The sequence below is a fragment of the Flavobacterium sp. XS2P24 genome, from assembly GCF_030010285.1.
Classification (GTDB): Bacteria; Bacteroidota; Bacteroidia; order Flavobacteriales; family Flavobacteriaceae; genus Flavobacterium; species Flavobacterium algoritolerans.
In genome coordinates, this window is sequence record NZ_JASCRU010000004.1 from 39509 (window position 1) to 59389 (window position 19881).

The 19881-nt window shown below is 33.4% G+C and carries 19 protein-coding genes; 8 read left to right on the forward strand and 11 right to left on the reverse strand.

Translation table 11 applies throughout. From position 1 onward, the window contains the following. Positions 1-181: 181 nt before the first annotated feature. The 4 genes from QLS31_RS04570 (at position 182) to QLS31_RS04585 (ending at position 5458) form a co-directional block, all read left to right on the forward strand. Positions 182-997, forward strand: a complete 816-nt coding sequence (locus QLS31_RS04570; protein WP_282742902.1) for an energy transducer TonB — start codon at positions 182-184, stop codon at positions 995-997. A 327-nt stretch (positions 998-1324) separates the two neighbouring features. Beyond that, positions 1325-2194 (forward strand): lipoyl synthase, encoded by an 870-nt coding sequence (gene lipA / locus QLS31_RS04575; protein ID WP_091171698.1) that lies wholly within the window; start codon positions 1325-1327, stop codon positions 2192-2194. 67 nt (positions 2195-2261) lie between these two features. Beyond that, the gene (gene gap, locus QLS31_RS04580) at positions 2262-3257 is read left to right on the forward strand and encodes a type I glyceraldehyde-3-phosphate dehydrogenase (RefSeq protein WP_282742903.1); all 996 of its coding nucleotides are present in this window, start codon (positions 2262-2264) and stop codon (positions 3255-3257) included. A gap of 29 nt (positions 3258-3286) precedes the next feature. After that, positions 3287-5458 (forward strand): ATP-binding protein, encoded by a 2172-nt coding sequence (locus QLS31_RS04585; RefSeq protein ID WP_282742904.1) that lies wholly within the window; start codon positions 3287-3289, stop codon positions 5456-5458. A gap of 4 nt (positions 5459-5462) precedes the next feature. Here the strand turns inward: QLS31_RS04585 and QLS31_RS04590 are convergent, their stop codons facing one another. Both QLS31_RS04590 and lpxK read right to left on the reverse strand, forming a co-directional pair. Next, positions 5463-6275: a purine-nucleoside phosphorylase gene (locus tag QLS31_RS04590; RefSeq protein ID WP_282742905.1), complete on the reverse strand. Its 813-nt coding sequence runs from the start codon at positions 6273-6275 to the stop codon at positions 5463-5465. Further along, complete coding sequence (lpxK, locus tag QLS31_RS04595; RefSeq protein ID WP_282742906.1) at positions 6238-7272, reverse strand: tetraacyldisaccharide 4'-kinase; 1035 nt, start codon at positions 7270-7272, stop codon at positions 6238-6240. The genes QLS31_RS04590 and lpxK overlap by 38 nt, the downstream gene beginning before the upstream one ends. Positions 7273-7437: 165 nt before the next feature. On the opposite strand from lpxK, the gene QLS31_RS04600 reads away from it, so the two are divergent. The 4 genes from QLS31_RS04600 (at position 7438) to rluF (ending at position 11117) form a co-directional block, all read left to right on the forward strand. Then, positions 7438-8535, forward strand: coding sequence for a Nif3-like dinuclear metal center hexameric protein (locus QLS31_RS04600; RefSeq protein WP_282742907.1), 1098 nt, complete (start codon positions 7438-7440; stop codon positions 8533-8535). Between the two features lie 3 nt (positions 8536-8538). Next, positions 8539-9318 carry a C4-type zinc ribbon domain-containing protein gene (locus QLS31_RS04605; protein ID WP_282711541.1) on the forward strand — a complete coding sequence of 260 codons (780 nt, stop codon included), beginning with the start codon at positions 8539-8541 and terminating at the stop codon, positions 9316-9318. A 38-nt stretch (positions 9319-9356) separates the two neighbouring features. Further along, positions 9357-10208, forward strand: a complete 852-nt coding sequence (locus QLS31_RS04610) for an alpha/beta fold hydrolase (protein WP_282742908.1) — start codon at positions 9357-9359, stop codon at positions 10206-10208. 96 nt (positions 10209-10304) lie between these two features. Beyond that, on the forward strand, positions 10305-11117 hold the full coding sequence (gene rluF, locus QLS31_RS04615) for a 23S rRNA pseudouridine(2604) synthase RluF (protein ID WP_099713300.1): 813 nt from the start codon (positions 10305-10307) through the stop codon (positions 11115-11117). 43 nt (positions 11118-11160) lie between these two features. Here rluF and QLS31_RS04620 read toward each other — a convergent pair whose 3' ends face one another. The 9 genes from QLS31_RS04620 to argS form a co-directional block, all read right to left on the reverse strand. Beyond that, entirely contained in the window at positions 11161-12549 is a 1389-nt protein-coding gene (locus QLS31_RS04620; RefSeq protein ID WP_282742909.1) for a DUF4153 domain-containing protein, read from the reverse strand. A 53-nt stretch (positions 12550-12602) separates the two neighbouring features. Next, complete coding sequence (locus tag QLS31_RS04625; RefSeq protein ID WP_282711544.1) at positions 12603-12896, reverse strand: transcriptional regulator; 294 nt, start codon at positions 12894-12896, stop codon at positions 12603-12605. Between the two features lie 2 nt (positions 12897-12898). Then, positions 12899-13513 (reverse strand): hypothetical protein, encoded by a 615-nt coding sequence (locus QLS31_RS04630; RefSeq protein WP_099713302.1) that lies wholly within the window; start codon positions 13511-13513, stop codon positions 12899-12901. Positions 13514-13672: 159 nt separating this feature from the next. Continuing rightward, a complete protein-coding gene (locus tag QLS31_RS04635; protein ID WP_282711545.1) occupies positions 13673-13807 on the reverse strand; it encodes a hypothetical protein in 135 nt (44 codons plus the stop codon). A gap of 88 nt (positions 13808-13895) precedes the next feature. Beyond that, entirely contained in the window at positions 13896-14822 is a 927-nt protein-coding gene (locus tag QLS31_RS04640) for a magnesium transporter CorA family protein (RefSeq protein WP_282711546.1), read from the reverse strand. 224 nt (positions 14823-15046) lie between these two features. Beyond that, a complete protein-coding gene (locus QLS31_RS04645) occupies positions 15047-15928 on the reverse strand; it encodes a bifunctional 5,10-methylenetetrahydrofolate dehydrogenase/5,10-methenyltetrahydrofolate cyclohydrolase (RefSeq protein ID WP_282742910.1) in 882 nt (293 codons plus the stop codon). A gap of 77 nt (positions 15929-16005) precedes the next feature. Then, on the reverse strand, positions 16006-17355 hold the full coding sequence (gene ffh / locus QLS31_RS04650) for a signal recognition particle protein (RefSeq protein WP_099713305.1): 1350 nt from the start codon (positions 17353-17355) through the stop codon (positions 16006-16008). Between the two features lie 128 nt (positions 17356-17483). Further along, positions 17484-17954 carry a hypothetical protein gene (locus QLS31_RS04655; protein WP_282742911.1) on the reverse strand — a complete coding sequence of 157 codons (471 nt, stop codon included), beginning with the start codon at positions 17952-17954 and terminating at the stop codon, positions 17484-17486. Between the two features lie 72 nt (positions 17955-18026). Continuing rightward, complete coding sequence (gene argS / locus QLS31_RS04660; RefSeq protein WP_282743054.1) at positions 18027-19805, reverse strand: arginine--tRNA ligase; 1779 nt, start codon at positions 19803-19805, stop codon at positions 18027-18029. Positions 19806-19881: the final 76 nt, after the last annotated feature.

A 19881-nucleotide genomic window follows, 5' to 3' on the forward strand; every position in this document is an offset into this window, starting at 1 on the left:
AAACTTTAAGGATTATCCAGATAAATTAATCAACGTTCACGTTAAATAAATAAACATAAAACTAAATAAATCAAAAATAATTATTAAATTCATATACTAAAATTCTTATTTTACACGTTATAAAAATAAAAACACCTCTGCTTATGATTTAATTACTACTTAACCACTAAATCCATAAATTATGTCAAAACTAAGCATTTACGAGACCGGTTGGATTAACCTTGTTTTCCAAGACCGAAACAAAGAATATGGAGCGTATCAATTGCGTCAGGAAAGTACTAAAACATCATTAACGGCACTTTTTATGGGTGTATTATTTTTATCGGGGGCTTTAAGTATTCCCGTAATCATTTCCTATTTGAATCCCAATAAAGGAATCACGATAGGTATTCCTGAATTTACGAATACTGTCGTTCAACTTACTGACATGATTCCGAATCAGCTTGAAGAAAAAAAGACTCTTCCTGAGATAAAAACTAAAGCTGTTGAAGTCCCAGTTAAAAGCGAAAAACTTGTTAATCCTGTAATTGTTCAGGCTTCACAAGCAAATCAGGACATTGCAAAAAACACCGACAATACTAGCGTAACAAATACAAGCACTGAAGGAACTGGAACTATTGGTATAAACCCAACTTCTTCTTCGGGAACTGGAAGCGTAACGCCCGTTGATTTGGGAAATACTATTGTAAACAGCGTTGCTCTGGATAAACTTCCTGAGTTCCCAGGCGGAATTAATAAGTTCTATACTTATGTGGGTAATAATTTTGAAAAACAAGAAATAGACGGTAGCGGTTCGATTCGGGTATATGTTTCTTTTGTAATTGAAAGAGACGGAAGCATGACTGACATTCAGGTAAAAAGAGATCCTGGTTATGGCTTGGGGAAAGAAGCCGTTCGTGTGTTGAAATCCTTAAAAACAAAATGGTCTCCTGGAATGATTGATGGAAAAGCAGTACGAACTGCCTATAACCTTCCCATTACGGTACAGATGAATTAAATATAAAAGAAAAGCTTCAAATAATTTTGAAGCTTTTCTTTTAAATATCTTTATATTTTTTGCATTTTCCTAAAACAACAAAAAGTCCTAATCTGGACCTGATTACTTCACAAAACCTTTATTTAATTTAGTAGTCTAGTGAATTACATTTACAGTGATATCCCATTCATTTTTTTGTATGAATATAATGGAAAGCAGGACGACTATTCACTAAAAACAAGAAAATAGTGTGCTCCTAAAACATCCGTTTCTCTTTCTTCAAATAAACAAATAAACGAATCCACAAATAAACAACATTCCTTATCTTTGCCTTTTGAAAATTGATATATGGAAACTGTTTTAGAAAATACTTTACCTGTGGGGAAACCAAAATGGTTGAAGGTAAAACTCCCAATAGGCCAAAAATATACAGAGCTTCGCGGCTTAGTTGATAAATATAGTTTGAACACGATTTGTACTTCGGGAAGCTGCCCAAATATGGGTGAATGCTGGGGCGAAGGAACGGCTACATTTATGATTTTAGGAAATGTATGTACGCGTTCTTGTGGTTTTTGTGGTGTAAAAACCGGAAGACCAGAAACGGTGGACTGGGATGAACCTGAAAAAGTGGCGCGTTCTATAAAAATCATGAACATCAAACATGCCGTAATCACCAGCGTTGACAGAGATGACTTGAAAGATGGAGGCTCCATTATTTGGATTGAAACCGTAAAAGCTATCCGAAGAATGAACCCAAACACAACACTGGAAACTCTGATTCCTGATTTTCAAGGTATCGAAAGAAATATTGATAGAATCGTGGAAGCGAATCCTGAAGTGGTTTCTCATAATGTGGAAACGGTTCGCAGATTGACACGTGAAGTGCGCATTCAGGCCAAATACGACCGAAGTCTGGAAGTGTTACGCTACTTGAAAGAAAAAGGAATCAACAGAACAAAGTCTGGAATCATGTTGGGTCTTGGCGAACAAGAAGAGGAAGTCTATCAAACGATGCGAGATTTGCGTGAAGCCAATGTTGATATTGTAACGATAGGCCAATACTTGCAACCGAGTAAAAAACACTTACCGGTAAAGGAATTTATAACACCGGAACAATTTGCAAAATACGAGCAATTTGGTTTGGAATTAGGTTTCCGCCATGTAGAAAGCGGACCGTTAGTTCGTTCATCTTACAAAGCACAAAAACATATTTTATAAATAGTTTATTCGTTTATTTGTTTAATCGGTTAACCAAATAAACGAATAAACGAATAAACGAATCCATTTGAAAACAAGAATTGCCATAAATGGTTTTGGAAGAATCGGCAGGAATTTATTCCGATTACTTTTAAACCATCCTTCCATAGAAGTTGTTGCCATAAATGATATTGCCGATAAAAAGACAATGGCGCATTTAGTAAAATATGACAGTATTCACGGTGTTTTACCATTTGCGGTCAGCGATGATGAAAAAGGGATTCTGGTCGATGGGAATCATTTTTTGTTTTTCCACAAAAAAAGCATTTCAAACCTGGATTGGAAAAGTTTAGATATTGATTACGTAGTTGAATCTACCGGTAAATACAAAACTTTTGAAGAATTGAATTCCCATATTATTGCTGGCGCCAAAAAAGTGATTCTTTCTGCACCTTCGGAAGTAGACACTATAAAAACAGTAGTGCTCGGTGTAAATGATTTTATTCTTGACGGCACTGAAACTATCATTTCGAATGCTAGTTGCACCACGAATAATGCAGCACCGATGATTAAAGTGATCAATGAGCTTTGCGGTATAGAACAAGCGTACATCACTACCATTCATTCCTACACGACAGACCAGAGTTTGCACGATCAACCTCATAAAGATTTACGTCGCGCTCGCGGGGCAAGTCAGTCCATCGTACCCACAACAACTGGAGCAGCAAAAGCATTGACAAAAATTTTTCCTGAGTTTGAAGGTAAAATTGGTGGTTGCGGTATACGAGTGCCCGTTCCCGATGGTTCTTTGACTGATATTACTTTCAATGTAAAACGAGCGGTGACTATAAATGAGATTAACAACGCGTTCAAAATTGCCGCACAAACAAATTTAAAAGGGATATTGGATTACACTGAAGACCCGATTGTTTCAGTTGATGTGATTGGCAATAAAAATTCATGTATATTTGATGCACAACTTACTTCCGTTATTGATAAAATGGTAAAAGTCGTTGGATGGTATGATAATGAAATAGGCTATTCGTCCAGGATTATTGATTTAATTCTTTTAACAAAAAAATAAAATAACCCCAAGAAAAAATTCAGTTGTAAATGAAGTGTTTTTTTGCTTTTATTGTTTTTTTTTACTCTTCATTGTATTCTCAACCCAATGAGGAAACAGACAGCACAGCGTATTACAGCAATTTAAGCAATTCCAATATTCAGACTAATAATTATAAAGAGGTGTTATTGTATACCCAAAAAGCAATAGATTACGCTAAAAAAAACAAAAATATTAAAGACCAAGCGCAGCAAACTTTTAATCTTGGAAAAATTTATTTTGATTTAAAAAAATACGATGATACAATAGAGACGTTACTTAAAAGTGCTGCATTATTTTCGGATTTTGAGCCCAGTTTAGAGCGTTCTGTAACCTACTATCATATTGGTTTGTGCTACATGCAAAAGCAAAATTATGACAGAGCTTCAATATATTTTGAGAGAGCAAAATCTATCAATGATAAATTACGAATTCCTGATGCTGCAGAATTATTTAACCTTCAAAAAGGACTCATTTACAAATCAAAGAATAAAATAGATTTAGCATTATCTTCTTTTAAAGTTATAATTGCAAAGCCTGACAACGCCGCTTTGACAAACACTAAAGCAGAGGCTAGTTATCAAATAGGAAAAATTGAAGCCAGCAGAAATAGAAATAACTTAGCTTTAAACTACCTAAATAAAGCATTAGAATTAAACAGTAAATCTGAAAATTTAGAACAGAAATCAAATATTTTGCTTGCCTTGAGTGATGTTTATGAAAAAACGTTAGATAAAAATAACGCCTATTTCTATTTAAAACAGCATCTCAATTTAAAAGAAAATATTACAATTTTGAACAATGAAAGACTTGGCATAGATGATTACCAAAAGTTCAAAGAAACTGAAAAATTAAAAGAAATTGCACAAGCCAATTATGAAAATAAGGAGCAGGAAAAGGCTAATAAATTTTCTAAACTAATCAGTATTTTCGCCATTGCCTTAATTTCAATTTTATCTTTATTAAGTCTATCCTTGTACAAAAATAACATCATTAGAAATCAGTCTAATTTATTGTTGCAAGAAAAAAATAAAGAATTAGAAATTGCTAAAGACAAAGCAGAAAAAGCATCCAAAGCGAGATCTGAATTTCTATCAACTGTAAGCCATGAGCTTCGAACTCCATTGAATGCCATCAACGGTATCACTCACTTATTATTGGAAGAAAACCCAAAGAAAAATCAATTGGACTACTTATCTTCCTTAAAATTTTCAGGAGATTATTTGACAAAATTCATCAATGAAATTTTAGAAATTAATAAAATTGATTCTCACAAATCAGAAATTGAATACACAAGTTTTAATCTGAAAAAATTATTGGAAGACATCAAACATTCTTTAAAAGAATTGGCCGTGGTGAACAACAACGATTTTAAACTTGAAGTTGATGCTGCTATTCCCGATTATTTAATTGGTGATCCCACAAAATTATCACAGATAATAATGAACTTGATCAACAATGCCCTAAAGTTTACAAAAAATGGAAACGTTACCGTTATCACCCATCTTGAAACATTAGAGGATAAAAAAGCTACTTTGTATTTTGAAATAACCGATACAGGAATAGGAATACCAGAAGACAAATTAGTAAGCGTTTTTGATAGTTTTTCTCAAGGCTCGATAGAAGTGAATCGCAAATATGGCGGAACCGGTTTAGGATTGACTATCGTAAAAAAATTAATCAAAATACTTGGCGGACATATCAAACTTAAAAGTGTGGTAGGCGAAGGTTCTACATTTTCATTTAATTTAGAATTCCAAATAAGTCCGCAACAGGAATCTCAAATTGAGAAAAAACCAATGATAAAATACGATGCCGCTAAATTAATAAATAAGAAAATCCTATTGGTTGAGGATAATAAAATCAACCAAATGATTACCAAGAAAATGCTGGATAATAAAGGAATTAACTGCGAAATAATTGACAACGGTGAGGAAGCAATCGATTTATTAAAAACTAATACATTCGATTTAGTTCTTATGGATGTTCACTTACCTGGCATAAACGGAACGATTGCAACAGAAACAATACGAACATTTGACAAGGTTACTCCTATCATTGCTCTTACTGCAATCTCATTACACGAAAACCGCGAAATGCTTTTATCGTTCGGAATGAATGAAGTAATCACTAAACCATTTGTGCCAGAGGAATTTTACAGTGTAATCGCTGAATACATTTAGATTTCTAATAGTTTAAAATCAATTCTTTAATAAGACTTCTTACTTTTGGCTCTGCATTTTTTGTTGCTTCCAATACTTCGTCATGTGAAATCGTTCCAATACTTTCTTCATTTCCCATGTCAGTAATTACTGAAATACCAAATGTTTCCAAATCCATATGTCGCGCCACAATCACTTCGGGAACAGTTGACATTCCTACACAATCTGCACCAAGAATTTTTACCATTTTATATTCAGCCAAGGTTTCAAAAGTTGGTCCTTGTAAACCCAGATAAATTCCTTCATGAACTTCGATGTTCAATACTTTACCCAGTTCAGTAGCTTTGGCAATCATTTTTCTCGAATAGGGTTCGCTCATATTTACAAAACGAGGACCAAAACGTTCGTCATTTTTTCCACGCAAAGGATGTTCAGGTGTCATATTGATATGATCTGTAATCATGACAATAGAACCCACTTTGTAACTTGGATTTACACCACCCGAAGCATTTGAAACTATTAATTTCTCAACTCCTAAAAATTTCATCACTCGCACCGGAAAAGTAACTTCAGTCATAGAATATCCTTCATAGAAATGAAATCGTCCTTGCATAGCAACAACTTTTTTATCTCCTATTGTTCCAAAAACCAATGCCCCTTTATGACCTTGCACTGTCGAAACAGGAAAGTTTAGAATTTCATGGTACGGCAACGTGTACTCTACTTTCATTTCATCTGTAAAACTCCCCAAACCTGAACCTAAAATCACACCATATTCTGGTGTAAAATTGATTTTTCCTTTAATCTGACTTACCGTTTCTTGTACTTGTTCCCACATAATCTATAATTGTTTTATCAAAATTTTCACTTCCCGAAACGAAAGAACTTTGTATTGGTAAATAAAAAAGTTGTTCGCTTGGCAAACTTCCTTTTAATCGTACATAATCTTTTTCGGTAGTGATAATAATATTGTTTTGAGCTAAATTTTTAATTTCCAAAATGTCTTTATCGGTAAAATTATGATGGTCCGGAAAAGACAAACAGACATCATTGGTATCTTGCAAATAGGCAAAAAACGGTTCCGGTTTTGCAATTCCTGCCACCAGTAATTTAGCCGCCGATTGAATTTCATTTACATTTATCTTCCTATTCTCTGAATAAATAAAATCTTCGTATGCAATAAAAGTAAAGTACAATTCCTGATCTTCAGAAACTTTTAATCTGTTCTTAATATCATACTGTTGTTCGAGCGAAAGATTAAAAGGACATTTGGTTACAATAATCACGTTCGCTCTTTTTGCTCCGCTTCGGCTTTCGCGCAAATTTCCAGTTGGCAACATAAAATCATCCGAATACAAATCACCGTAAGAAGTGAGTAAAATATAAAAACCCGCTTTTACTTTTCGATGTTGAAAAGCGTCATCGAGTAAAATCACTTCTGGTTTTTCTTGTTGCGAAAGCAATTGTTCTATTCCATTTTTCCTGTCGGCATCAACCGCAACTTGTATTGAAGGAAATTTTTGAAAAAACTGAAAAGGTTCATCGCCAATAATTTTTGCATTTGAACTGGCTTCCGCCAAAATAAAACCTTTAGATTGTCTTTTATATCCTCTACTTAATGTGGCAACCTTATATTTATCAGAAAGCAACCGAATCAAATATTCAATTTGAGGTGTTTTTCCGGTTCCGCCAACACTAAGATTTCCGACAGCAATAATGGGTAAATCAAAAGAATAGGATTTTAAAATCCCTTTATCGAAAAGAAAATTCCGAATACTCGTTATCAGACCATACAAAATGGCAAACGGAAACAGTAATTTTCGCAGTAAATTCATTATACGAAAGTAGAATATTTTATTTTAAAGTTGATTTGTTTATTCGTTAATTTGTTTATTCGAAATTCCAGAATTAAACAATCAAGAATCTGATGTTATGAAATCGAAGATTATTGCATCCATTCGCCTTTTAGGCTCGGGTCACAAATACTAAAAAACTAAACGATGAGTAAAATCAAAGAAATAATTTCCGTACTCGAAGAAATGGCACCACTCGCCTATGCTGAAGATTTTGACAATGTGGGATTATTGGTTGGAGACCAAGAATCTGAAGCAACTGGAATTTTGGTTTGCCATGATGCTTTAGAAAATATAATTGAAGAAGCGATTGCAAAAAACTGTAATATGGTGGTTTGTTTTCATCCCATTTTATTTTCTGGTTTAAAAAAAATAACGGGAAAAAACTACGTAGAACGAGCCGTAATTAAAGCCATAAAAAATGACATTGCCATTTATGCCGTTCACACCGCTTTGGACAATCATCAAGAAGGCGTGAATAAAATATTCAGTGACGCATTAGGATTGATAAATACTAAAATCTTGATTCCAAAGGAAAATTTCATTCGAAAATTAGTGACGTATACAATTCCTGAAAATGCAGAAGAGGTGCGAAATGCATTATTTGATGCCGGAGCCGGAACGATTGGAAATTATGAAAATTGCAGTTTTAATTCGAAAGGAGTTGGAACCTACATGGGAAACGAACATAGCAATCCACAAGTTGGCGAGCGATTTGAGTTTGTGCAAGGCGACGAAATTAAAATTGAAGTCACTTTCGAAAAACATTTGGAAAACAAAATCCTAAAAGCATTATTCAAAAGTCACGCGTATGAAGAAGTGGCGTATGAAGTTTATGAGTTGCAAAACAAGCATCAAAATATTGGTTTGGGAATGATTGGTGAATTAAAAAATCCCATGAGTGAAAAAGAATTTCTCTATTTTACGAAAGAAAAAATGGAATGCGGTGGCATTCGACATTCTAACTTTACGGGGAAGGAAATTAAAAAAGTCGCAGTTCTTGGCGGAGCAGGAAGTTTTGCAATAAAAAATGCGATTCAGGCTGGAGCAGATGCGTATTTGACTGCTGATTTAAAATATCATCAATTTTATGAAGCCGAAAATCAACTACTATTAGCTGATATTGGACATTTTGAAAGCGAACGCTATACAAAAAATTATATTGTTGAGTATCTTCGGAAAAAAATCCTTAATTTTGCAGTTATTTTATCAGAAGAAAATTCAAATCCAGTTAAGTACTTATAGAATATGGCGAATACGAAAGAATTAAGTGTTGAGGACAAGTTAAGAGCAATTTACGATTTACAACTTATTGACTCTAGAATTGACGAAATCAGAAACGTAAGAGGAGAACTTCCTTTAGAAGTGGAAGATTTAGAAGATGAAGTGGCTGGTTTAAGCACGCGTTCAGAAAAATTGAAAAGTGAACTTGAAGTTATCGAAGATCTTATCAAGGCAAAAAAGAATGCAATTGATGAGCACAAAGAGGCTATCAAAAAATACACGAAACAACAAGAAACAGTTCGTAACAATAGAGAATTTAATTCGTTGACTAAAGAGGTTGAATTTCAAGAATTAGAAATTCAATTGTCTGAAAAACAAATTAAAGAAATGAAAGCTTCTATCGAACACAAGAAAGAAGTAATTTCAAATTCAAAAGAAAGATTAGAAGCAAAATCTAATCACTTGAAGCATAAAAAATCAGAATTAGACGCTATCATGGCAGAAACTGCTAAAGAAGAAGCATTCTTATCTGAAAAATCAGCTGAATATCAAGGATTAATCGAAGAAAGATTATTAGCTGCTTACACTAGAATCAGAACTAGCGTTCGTAATGGTTTAGCAGTAGTTTCTATTGAAAGAGGTGCATCTGCAGGATCGTTCTTTACTATTCCTCCACAGACACAAGTAGAAATTGCTTCTAGAAAAAAAATCATTACTGATGAACATTCAGGAAGAATATTAGTAGACAGCGTATTAGCTGACGAAGAAAAAGAGAAAATGGAACAGTTGTTTTCTAAATTCTAATTACATTTAAGTCCCGATACACATCGGGACTTTTTTTTATGAAAAAAATATTATTTTTTATATTCACTAAATCTATTGGGATATACATTAACCTTTTGAGTTTTGTATTTCCAAAAAAAGCTTCGCAACTTGCGTATGCCTTTTTTAGTGAACCTCGAGAAGGCAAGTTATCAAAAACCAGTCTTCCGGAAATTCTACAAGAAGCACAATCTGAAACGTTTCAAAATGAAGAACATTCCTTTCACACTTATACCTGGAAAGGGAATGACACCGTAATACTTTTAGTTCACGGCTGGGAAAGCAATGCTTCTCGATGGGGAAACTTGCTTCCGTATCTAAAAAAATCAGGAAGTACCATTATTGCAATTGACGGTCCTGCTCATGGATTATCCAGCGGAAAAGAATTCAGCATTCCTAAATATGCGGAATTTATTCATATTGCTGTCGAAAAATTCAAACCTCAATATCTTATCGGTCATTCTATTGGCGGAAAAACCTGTTTGTATTACCAATCTGTTTATCAAAATGACTCCCTGAAAAAAATGGTGATTCTAGGATCTCCCAGTGATTTCAATATCATATTAAACAATTACATTACGTTATTGAGTTTAAATGCTAAAATTTCAAAATCCTTAGAAGATCATTATCTAAATAATTTCAAACTCAGTCTGGAACAATTTTCAGGTAAATTATTTGCTTCTAAAATAAGTATAAAAGGACTAATTGCTCATGATATTGACGACACGGTAGTTTTATTCGAAGAAGGAAAAAAAATTGCCGGAGCATGGGAAAATGCTGTTTTTATTGAAACCAAAGGTTTAGGACACAGTATGCATGACGCCGAATTGTATCAAAAAGTATCTGATTTTTTATTTGAATCGGATAACTAAATAAAACATCTGCGAAATTTTTTACAGATTTCCTGTTTTTTCAAATAAACAAATAACTGCATAAACGATTAAACAATTTAGTACTACTTTTGCAGTATGGAAGAAAATTTAAAACGCCTCAATAAATTCATAGGAGAAACTGGGTATTGTTCCCGTCGCGAAGCTGATAAAATCATTGAAGAAGGTCGTGTGACCATCAATGGAGTCGTTCCCGAATTAGGCACAAAAGTTTCCCCAAATGACGAAGTGCGTATTGACGGTAAACTAATCCGTGAGAAAAATGAGAAACCCGTTTATCTTGCTTTCTATAAACCTGTAGGAATCGAGTGTACCACAAACCTTGATGTTCGTAATAATATTGTGGATTACATCAATTATCCCAAACGTATTTTTCCTATCGGAAGATTGGACAAAGCCAGTGAAGGCTTGATTTTCATGACCAATGACGGTGATATCGTCAATAAAATATTACGCGCGAGAAACAATCACGAAAAAGAATATACGGTGACTGTAAACAAACCTATCACCGATCGTTTTATCGAAAGAATGGGAAATGGAGTTCCTATTTTGGACACCGTTACCAGAAAATGTAAAGTAGAACAAATTAGTAAATTCACTTTCAAAATTATCTTAACACAAGGTTTAAACCGTCAAATTCGTAGAATGACAGAATATTTAGGATATGATGTTACAGCTCTAAAACGCATCCGAATTATCAATATTTCACTTGATGTTCCTGTGGGACGTTACCGTGATTTGACCGATGCTGAAATCAAAGAATTAAACGAATTGATTGAACCTTCAAGCAAAACAGAAGAAGCCAGTTTACCTAAAACAGAAGCGCCAAAAAGAAGGACTGAATTCATAAAGAGAGATGATCCCAGATTTAAAAAAAGAGGCGATTATTAGAAAATATAAAAATCCCATCCGCCGCAGCTGATGGGATTTTTTTTTATTTATTAGTTTCTAAAAACTCAAAATAGAGCGATCTCGACAAAATCGTTTCATTTTGAACACGCGCTACTTGCCCTTCTTTATAATCATATTTATCTTCCACATTTTCCGGATGGAGTTTAAAATAATCATAATAGGCTTTATGATTAAAATTCAAACTTCTCAGAAAACGTTGTTCAACTCCTTTGTTTACCGAAATATTATAATTGGTAATCAGATTTCCCCAATTCACAAAACTGCATAGTAGGATTGTCCCGTAGAAATACCAAATCATTTGATTGAAAAGAAAAGCATTTGTTTTTTGCTTGGTGATTTTTATAAAAGAAATAACCAATCCAATTATAGCTAGAATCAAGAAAGTATAAACACCCAATCTTTTATAAGTCAATCCAAAAAACGAAACGTATTCTGAGTTTTTGATGATGGCACATATTATTAAAATTCCGTTTAAAAGAATCCAAATCTTAGCTAATTTTTTAAGATTTTTTGCTTTTTCATCAAAATTAAATCCTCCTTTAAAATAGAATAAAATAACACCAACTGCCATTATAATTGAAAGAATAACGGCAGTAACTCTTTCATGTGTATCAGAACTTAAGTTAGATTTTTTGACCACTTCAAAAAACTGTTCGTAATTATAAGTTGCAATGAAAACCAAAAGCAACGCATTTAAAAGAAACAACGTGATCTCTCCACTTCTTCTTTCAAAATCAATATCCAGAAATGAAAATGAATTTTGATTTTGTGTTTTGGCTTCTTCCTTAAAATCATTGTCCAGTAAATCATTCTTTTCATAACAAACCTCAGGAATCCAATAATTCCAGAAAGTGAACGAAATAAAAAATCCTAAAGTGGTAAGTACAAATGCTTGCCACGCATCAAGATCTAAATAATAACCGGTAAACAAAGACGAAAAATGATCGCTTCCAAAAGAATATACGATTAAAAACAACCCAAGAAATAGGATTGGAATAACAAAATAAGCAATCAGTTTTTTAGCAAAACCGTTATTGACTTTTCGCTTGGGAAGATATTGACTGAACATCAATATGCGACCTAACGAAGCGATTCCGTTGATAATCACCAAAGGAAAAGCCTGTAACAATTTAAGTTTGGGTTCCTGGGTTTTGAATTGTAAAAAGATAATCGACAAAGCCATAGCTAAAAACGATGGAAAATCAGCATACCAGGCAAACGCAAAACAAGACAGAACCGATGTAACCACTAAAACCAAATGCAACCTACTGGTAAATTTCTCTTGGAAGAAATAGCATATTAAGGCGGTTTGCATCATCCCGAAAATGGCCCAATTAAGACCCAAATCTTCGTTGTAAAAAAGCAGTGTAAAAACCAAACTGCTGGCTAAAATAAAGTGTAGTTTTTTCATAATAAAAAATTTAAAAGTACTTTGCATTTCAAAGTATTAAGTTAAAAAAAGGGTTATTTCGATTTGATTAATTTTTCTAGACTATTTAAGTGGGAAACAAAAGCTGCTCTACCCATATTGGTAACACGATACGAAGTTTTTGGTTTTTTACCAACAAACTCCTTTTTTACTTCTATATATCCTGATTTTTCCAATGAGGAAGAATGACTTGCTAAATTACCATCGGTAATGTTCAATAAAGATTTCATTTCAGTAAAATCAATCCAATCGTTAACCATCAAAACAGACATAATGCCTAATCTGACTCGACTTTCGAAATCTTTATTTAATTTATCAATGATTCCCATTTCTATTTGTATTTTTTGAATACAATTATTCCGTAAAGGATATGCAAAATTCCAAATCCAATTGCCCAAAAAACAAGTCCGAACCCAAGATAAAAAAGGGAAATACAACCTAAAATAATCTCACATGCACCTAAATATCTAATGTCCGAAAAAGTATATTTACCAGCATTAATAAGTGCTAAACCATAAAACAATAAAGTGACAGGAGCAATAAGAGCAAATAACTGGTGGTACAAAAGTGCCATACAAAACACGCCTCCAACCAATAAAGGAATCGCTAGATTCAGTAACATTTTTTTAGTAGTGTTAGTCCAAACCGGTAAATCAAACTTTTTACTTTTTCTCAAAGTAAAAAAAATACCCGATCCTAATGCTAAGACCAAAATTGCCAAAGCAATAAATGCCAGTTCGATTATTAAATCATAACTGTAGCTTTTTTGCTTACCATCAAAATATTCAATGCCATTATACTTAAACAGCTGATAGGCATAAATTGACCCAGCCAATGCAAATAACCCGGCAAATACTCCTGAAAGGCCACTTAACGAAATAAATCTTGAAGAGCGCTCCATCATGGAACGAATATGTGATAAATCTTCTTGAAGCTTTTGACTCATAAATAAAGTACTTTGAATTACAAAGTTATTTATTATTTTTGGATTTCAAAATAGAAATCGATTTAATTTTAATAAATTCTATAAAATGAATGTTTATCCAATGGAAATACCCTTTATTTAAAGGAAAAAGTAATTGTAAAGATTTCGTTTTCTCAAAATCTATTTTGAGCCTACAGAATCCCAACCTCTTTTAAAAGAACCAATAGTAGAATCCCAATCGTAGATTGACTCTATGATAAAAAGCGTAGCAAATCCTAAGAAAAATATTTTTACGTCTCTGTTTGAAATTTTCATTTTTATAATATTTAATTATTTGTCTAAATATATAAAAACTATTTCATGAAATGTCAAAAAAGTAAGATTATGAATGTTAATTATAAAATCAAAACCATCTTTTTCTTTTGAATAAAAACACACCAAAAGCAGATAACAAAACGGATACAGAAATCACAATCCATATTCCATAGCGGTTATCTTCTAAATCATTAGGGACATTCATTCCATACAAACTGGCAATCAATGTTGGAATCATCAGAATTATCGAGATTGAAGTCATCTGCTTCATAATCGTATTCATATTATTAGAAATTACAGAAGCATACGCATCCATTGTTCCGGTCAAGATGTCGCTGTAAATATTAGTGGTTTCTTGCGCCTGACGCAATTCAATTTCAACATCTTCCAACAAATCCATGTCAAAATGTTCCTTTTGAGATTTTATATTCTTGATGCGATGCAACAAAATATCATTACCTTTCAATGAAGTCATGAAGAATACCAAACATTTTTCTATTTGTAGTAAAGCCTGCAATTCTTCATTCTTAATTGACTTTTCTAAATTGTCCTCGGCTAATTTTATTTTTTGGTTGACTTGCTTTAAGTATTTCAAAAACCAAACACTGGAAGAAAGCAATAACTTCAACACTAAATCGAAGTTGTCTTTAATGTTGATATTCTTGCGTTTCGTATAAGTAACGAAATCCGTAAGCATTTCCGTTTTATGAAAACTGATAGTCATACAAACTTCTCCTTTAAAAACAACTCCGACAGGAATTGTATGAAAAGGTAATTTTACATCATTACTTTTCACAGGAATTCGCATGATTATCAAAGTCCAACCATTTTCAATTTCTATCCTTGGTCTTTCGTCAATATCTTCAATATCGTTATAAAATGCTTCGGGAATTTGTAAGTCTTCGAGTAAATATTTTTTTTCTGCTTCGGTAGGACATTCAATATTTATCCAGCAGTTAGGAGTCCATTCTGTAGTGGCAATTAATCCGTTATTGTTTTTGTAAAAAGTTCTCATTTCAAAATTCTATAGGTTTATGTACAGCATCTTGAAAATAGTTCAAGAGCTATATTAGTTCAACATTTCCGAATAATAATCGTCCATTTTAAAGGTCTTTTTTTTAAGTGGTGCAAAAGTATTCTTTAAATTCCGTTTTAACATCAATTATCAGAATTTTATACATTTTAAAATAAAAAAAGCCTTAAACGTATGTTTAAGGCTATCAATTAAAAACTATTTTTTTATTTATTTCTTTTCATTTCCCTTGCCAAAAGCGTGTTTTTCAACAACATTGCAATGGTCATAGGCCCTACTCCACCTGGAACTGGAGTGATAAAAGATGATTTTTTACTTACATTTTCAAAATCAACATCACCCGTGATTACATATCCTTTTGGGTGTGAGGCATCTTCTACTCTGGTAATACCAACGTCAATTACTACCACTCCCTCTTTTACCATATCAGCTTTCAAATAATTCGGAACACCAAGAGCGGTGATAATAATATCAGCATTTTTGGTGTATTCTTCAATATTTTTGGTTCTACTATGCGTAAGTGTTACCGTTGAATCACCAGGATATCCTTTGCGACTCATCAAGATACTCATGGGACGACCCACAATATGACTTCGTCCAATAACTACGGTATGTTTGCCAGCAGTTTCTACTTTGTAACGCTCTAACAATTCCATTATTCCATAAGGAGTTGCGGGCAAAAAGGTTTCCATTTCCAAAGCCATTTTTCCGAAATTGGCAGGATGAAAACCATCCACATCTTTATCAGGATCAATAGCCATCAGGATTTTCTGCTCGTCAATGTGTTTGGGCAACGGCAATTGAACGATATAACCATCTAAATCACTATCTTCATTTAGTTCTTTTATTTTTGAAAGCAACTCTGTTTCAGTAATCGTTTCTGGCAATGCCACTAAAGTAGATTCAAAACCAATTTGCTGACAAGACCGCACTTTACTGCCAACATAAGTTAAGCTGGCTCCATTAGTACCAACAATAACGGCTGCTAAATGAGGTACTTTATCCCCATTGTCTTTCATTTTTTGTACTTCTGCAGCGATTTCACTCTTAATATCTTCCGCTGTTTTTTTTCCGTCTAGTAGTTGCATTTTAATTTAATTTATAGTTTTAAAGTAGAAAGTCTTAAAGTCATTACAACCTTAAGACTTTCTACTTTTGACTCATTTTATCTCATTCCTGGCATTCCGCCTTTCATTCCGCCCATCATCTTCATGAGGTTTTTTCCTCCTGGGCCTTGCATCATTTTCATCATCTTGCTCATCTGTTCGAACTGCTTCATCAATTGATTTACCTGCTCAATTTTGGTTCCTGAACCTTTAGCAATTCGAGCTTTTCTTTTTACATCAATCAAAGCCGGCTTGCTTCTTTCTATTGGAGTCATCGAATGAATGATAGCTTCAATATGTTTGAAAGCATCGTCTTCAATCTCAACATCTTTCATGGCTTTAGAAGCACCTGGTATCATTCCAACCAAGTCTTTCATATTACCCATTTTCTTTACTTGCTGAATTTGAGAAAGGAAATCATCAAAACCGAATTCGTTTTTGGCAATTTTCTTTTGGATTTTTCTTGCTTCTTCTTCGTCAAATTGCTCTTGGGCTCTTTCTACCAAAGACACAACATCTCCCATCCCCAATATTCTTTCGGCCATACGAATTGGATAGAACACATCAATTGCATCCATCTTTTCCCCAGTACCTACAAACTTGATTGGTTTATTAACAACCGATTTAATCGAAATTGCTGCTCCACCACGCGTATCACCATCTAATTTGGTTAAAATAACACCATCAAAATTTAATCTTTCATTGAAGGCTTTTGCCGTATTTACAGCATCTTGACCTGTCATTGCATCAACAACAAACAAAGTTTCATTAGGTTGAATCGCTTTATGAACGCGTTCAATTTCGTTCATCATTTCCTCATCGACTGCTAAACGACCCGCAGTATCAACAATCACTACATTGAATCCATTTGCTTTAGCATGCTTGATTGCATTTTGAGCAATTTCTACTGGATTTTTATTTTCTGGTTCTGAATAAACCTCTACTCCTATTGAATCTCCAACAACATATAATTGTTGAATCGCCGCAGGACGGTAAATATCACACGCAACCAATAATGGTTTTTTATTCTTTTTTGTTAAAAGATAATTTGCCAATTTTCCTGAGAAAGTAGTTTTCCCAGAACCTTGCAAACCTGACATCAAAATAATCGATGGATTCCCTGAAAGATTGATTCCGGCAACATCACCACCCATTAATTCTGTCAATTCATCTTTTACTAACTTCACCAATAATTGTCCTGGTTGAAGGGTAGTCAATACATCCTGACCTATTGCTTTTTCTTTTACTTTAGTGGTAAAATCTTTGGCAATTTTAAAATTGACATCGGCGTCAAGCAAGGCACGACGAACTTCTTTTAGCGTTTCGGCTACATTTACTTCGGTGATTTTTCCATGACCTTTAAGTATATGAAAGGCTTTATCTAGTTTATCGCTTAAATTATCGAACATAGTATTGATTTATTTTGAGATGCAAATTTAAGCATTTGATTTTGAAGTTGTATTCATAATATTATAAAAAAAACAGCCTTTTTTGAGACTGTTTCTAAAGTTTTACTAAATCGTTAAACGATACAAATTTATTTTTTTTCGAAAGTCAAATAATTGATTCCATCAACATTGCCAGATTTACTTTTTAACCGAACCTTAGTTTCCGTAATTTCAGTAACATCCCAATGCTGCGTTAACTCAATTAATTTATCCGGACTTGAAAACGAAATGGCAAAATCCAAATCATTATCTGGATTATCATCAATACTATTCGATTTTACAATGGACCAATTTCCAGTGAAAATATTTTCACCATTGCTGGAAGTCAAAATTTCATTCGTTCCAAAAGTGAAATTATATCCTAAATATTCATTGGTCATATTACTATTTTTATCAAGAAAATAGCTCACTTTCCAATTTCCTTGACTTAGTATACTGTTTACCTGTGCCAGATTATTTTTTTCAATAGATACTACTTCGGGATCATCAGCACAACATGTTCCGGCTACATTCAGCAAAAACAGACCAAACAAAAGCGGGTAAAAAAATATCTTTTTCATGATCAAAATATTTATTTGATACTAAATGTACCAAAAAAATATTATGTTCACAACGAATGCCTTAAAAAAATATTACATTCTCTCTGGAACGTTAATTCCTAACAATCTAAATGAAGCTGCAATAGTATCTGCTACTTTTTTAGATAATTGAACTCTGAAAATTTTCTTCTCTAAATCCTCTTCTCCAAGAATAGGAACAGCTTGATAGAACGAATTGTATTCACGAACTAAATCATAAGTGAAATTTGCAAGCAAAGCAGGACTGTGATGCTGCGCTGCATTTTGAATAACTTCAGGGAACAATTCTAACTGTTTTACTAGTTCTTTTTCTTTTTCATGAAGCACAGTCATTTTTGATTTATTCGAAAAGTCAAAATTTGCTTTACGAATAATCGATTGAATTCTGGCGTACGTATATTGAATAAACGGCCCAGTATTTCCAGCAAAATCTACCGATTCTTCCGGATTAAAAAGGATTCGTTTTTTAGGATCCACTTTTAAAATATAATACTTCAAAGCGCCTAAACCAATCGTGTTGTATAATTTTGCTTTTTCTTCTGGAGAATAGGAGTCTAATTTCCCTAAATCTTCTGCAATTTTTTGTGCTGTATCTGCCATTTCCTGCATCAAATCATCGGCATCAACAACAGTTCCTTCACGACTTTTCATTTTCCCCGAAGGCAAATCTACCATTCCGTAAGACAAATGGAATAAATTTTTAGACCAGTCAAAACCTAATTTTTTCAAGATAAGAAACAACACTTTAAAGTGATAATCCTGCTCATTTCCTACCGTATAGACCATTCCGCCTACATCCGGATAATCCTTCACACGCTGAATTGCAGTTCCAATATCTTGCGTCATGTAAACCGCAGTTCCATCTGAACGCAAAACAATTTTACGGTCTAAACCTTCGTCCGTTAAATCAATCCAAACAGAACCGTCAGGATCTTTTTCGAAAACACCTCTGTCCAAACCAATCTGAACCACATCTTTCCCTAATAAATAGGTGTTACTTTCGTAATAATAACAATCGAAATTTACTCCTAAATTTTTATAAGTAGTAGCAAAACCATCGTAAACCCATTGATTCATTGTTTTCCAAAGTGTGATTACAGCATCATCTCCAGCTTCCCATTTCAACAACATTTCCTGTGCTTCCAGAATGATTGGCGCTTGTTTCTTAGCTTCTTCCTCTGTTTTGCCTGCGCTTATTAATTGCGCTATTTCTTCTTTGTATGCTTTATCAAAAGCTACGTAATAATTTCCAACTAATTTATCTCCTTTTAAACCTGTACTTTCCGGCGTTTGTCCGTTTCCAAATTTTTGCCAAGCCAACATCGATTTGCAAATATGGATTCCTCTATCATTAATGATTTGAGTTTTATACACTTTCTTACCCGAAGCTTTGATAATTTCCGCTACTGAATATCCCAAAAGATTATTACGTACGTGACCTAAATGCAAGGGTTTATTAGTGTTTGGCGAAGAATATTCCACCATTACCGCTTTATCTTCTGGATTTGGAGTAACGAAACCAAATTTAACATCATCTTTTATTTCTCCGAAGAAATCCAAATAGTAGTCATCTGAAATAACAATATTCAAAAACCCGGAAACTACATTAAAACGACTTACCTCAGCTACATTTTCGACTAAATAGTTTCCTATTTTATTTCCCAATTCTACTGGATTGCTTTTAACAACTTTTAACAATGGAAAAATAACCATTGTAATATCCCCTTCAAATTCCTTGCGTGTAGTTTGAAATTCAACTTTATCAATCGTAACGTCGAACAAGACTTTTACAGCTTTTTCAATAGAGGGCGTAAGAATTTGTGGTAATGTCATTTCGTGTATTGGTTTTAAGGCTGCAAAGATAGTCATATTGCAGTAATTTGAAAATTGGAAAACAAGATAATTTGCA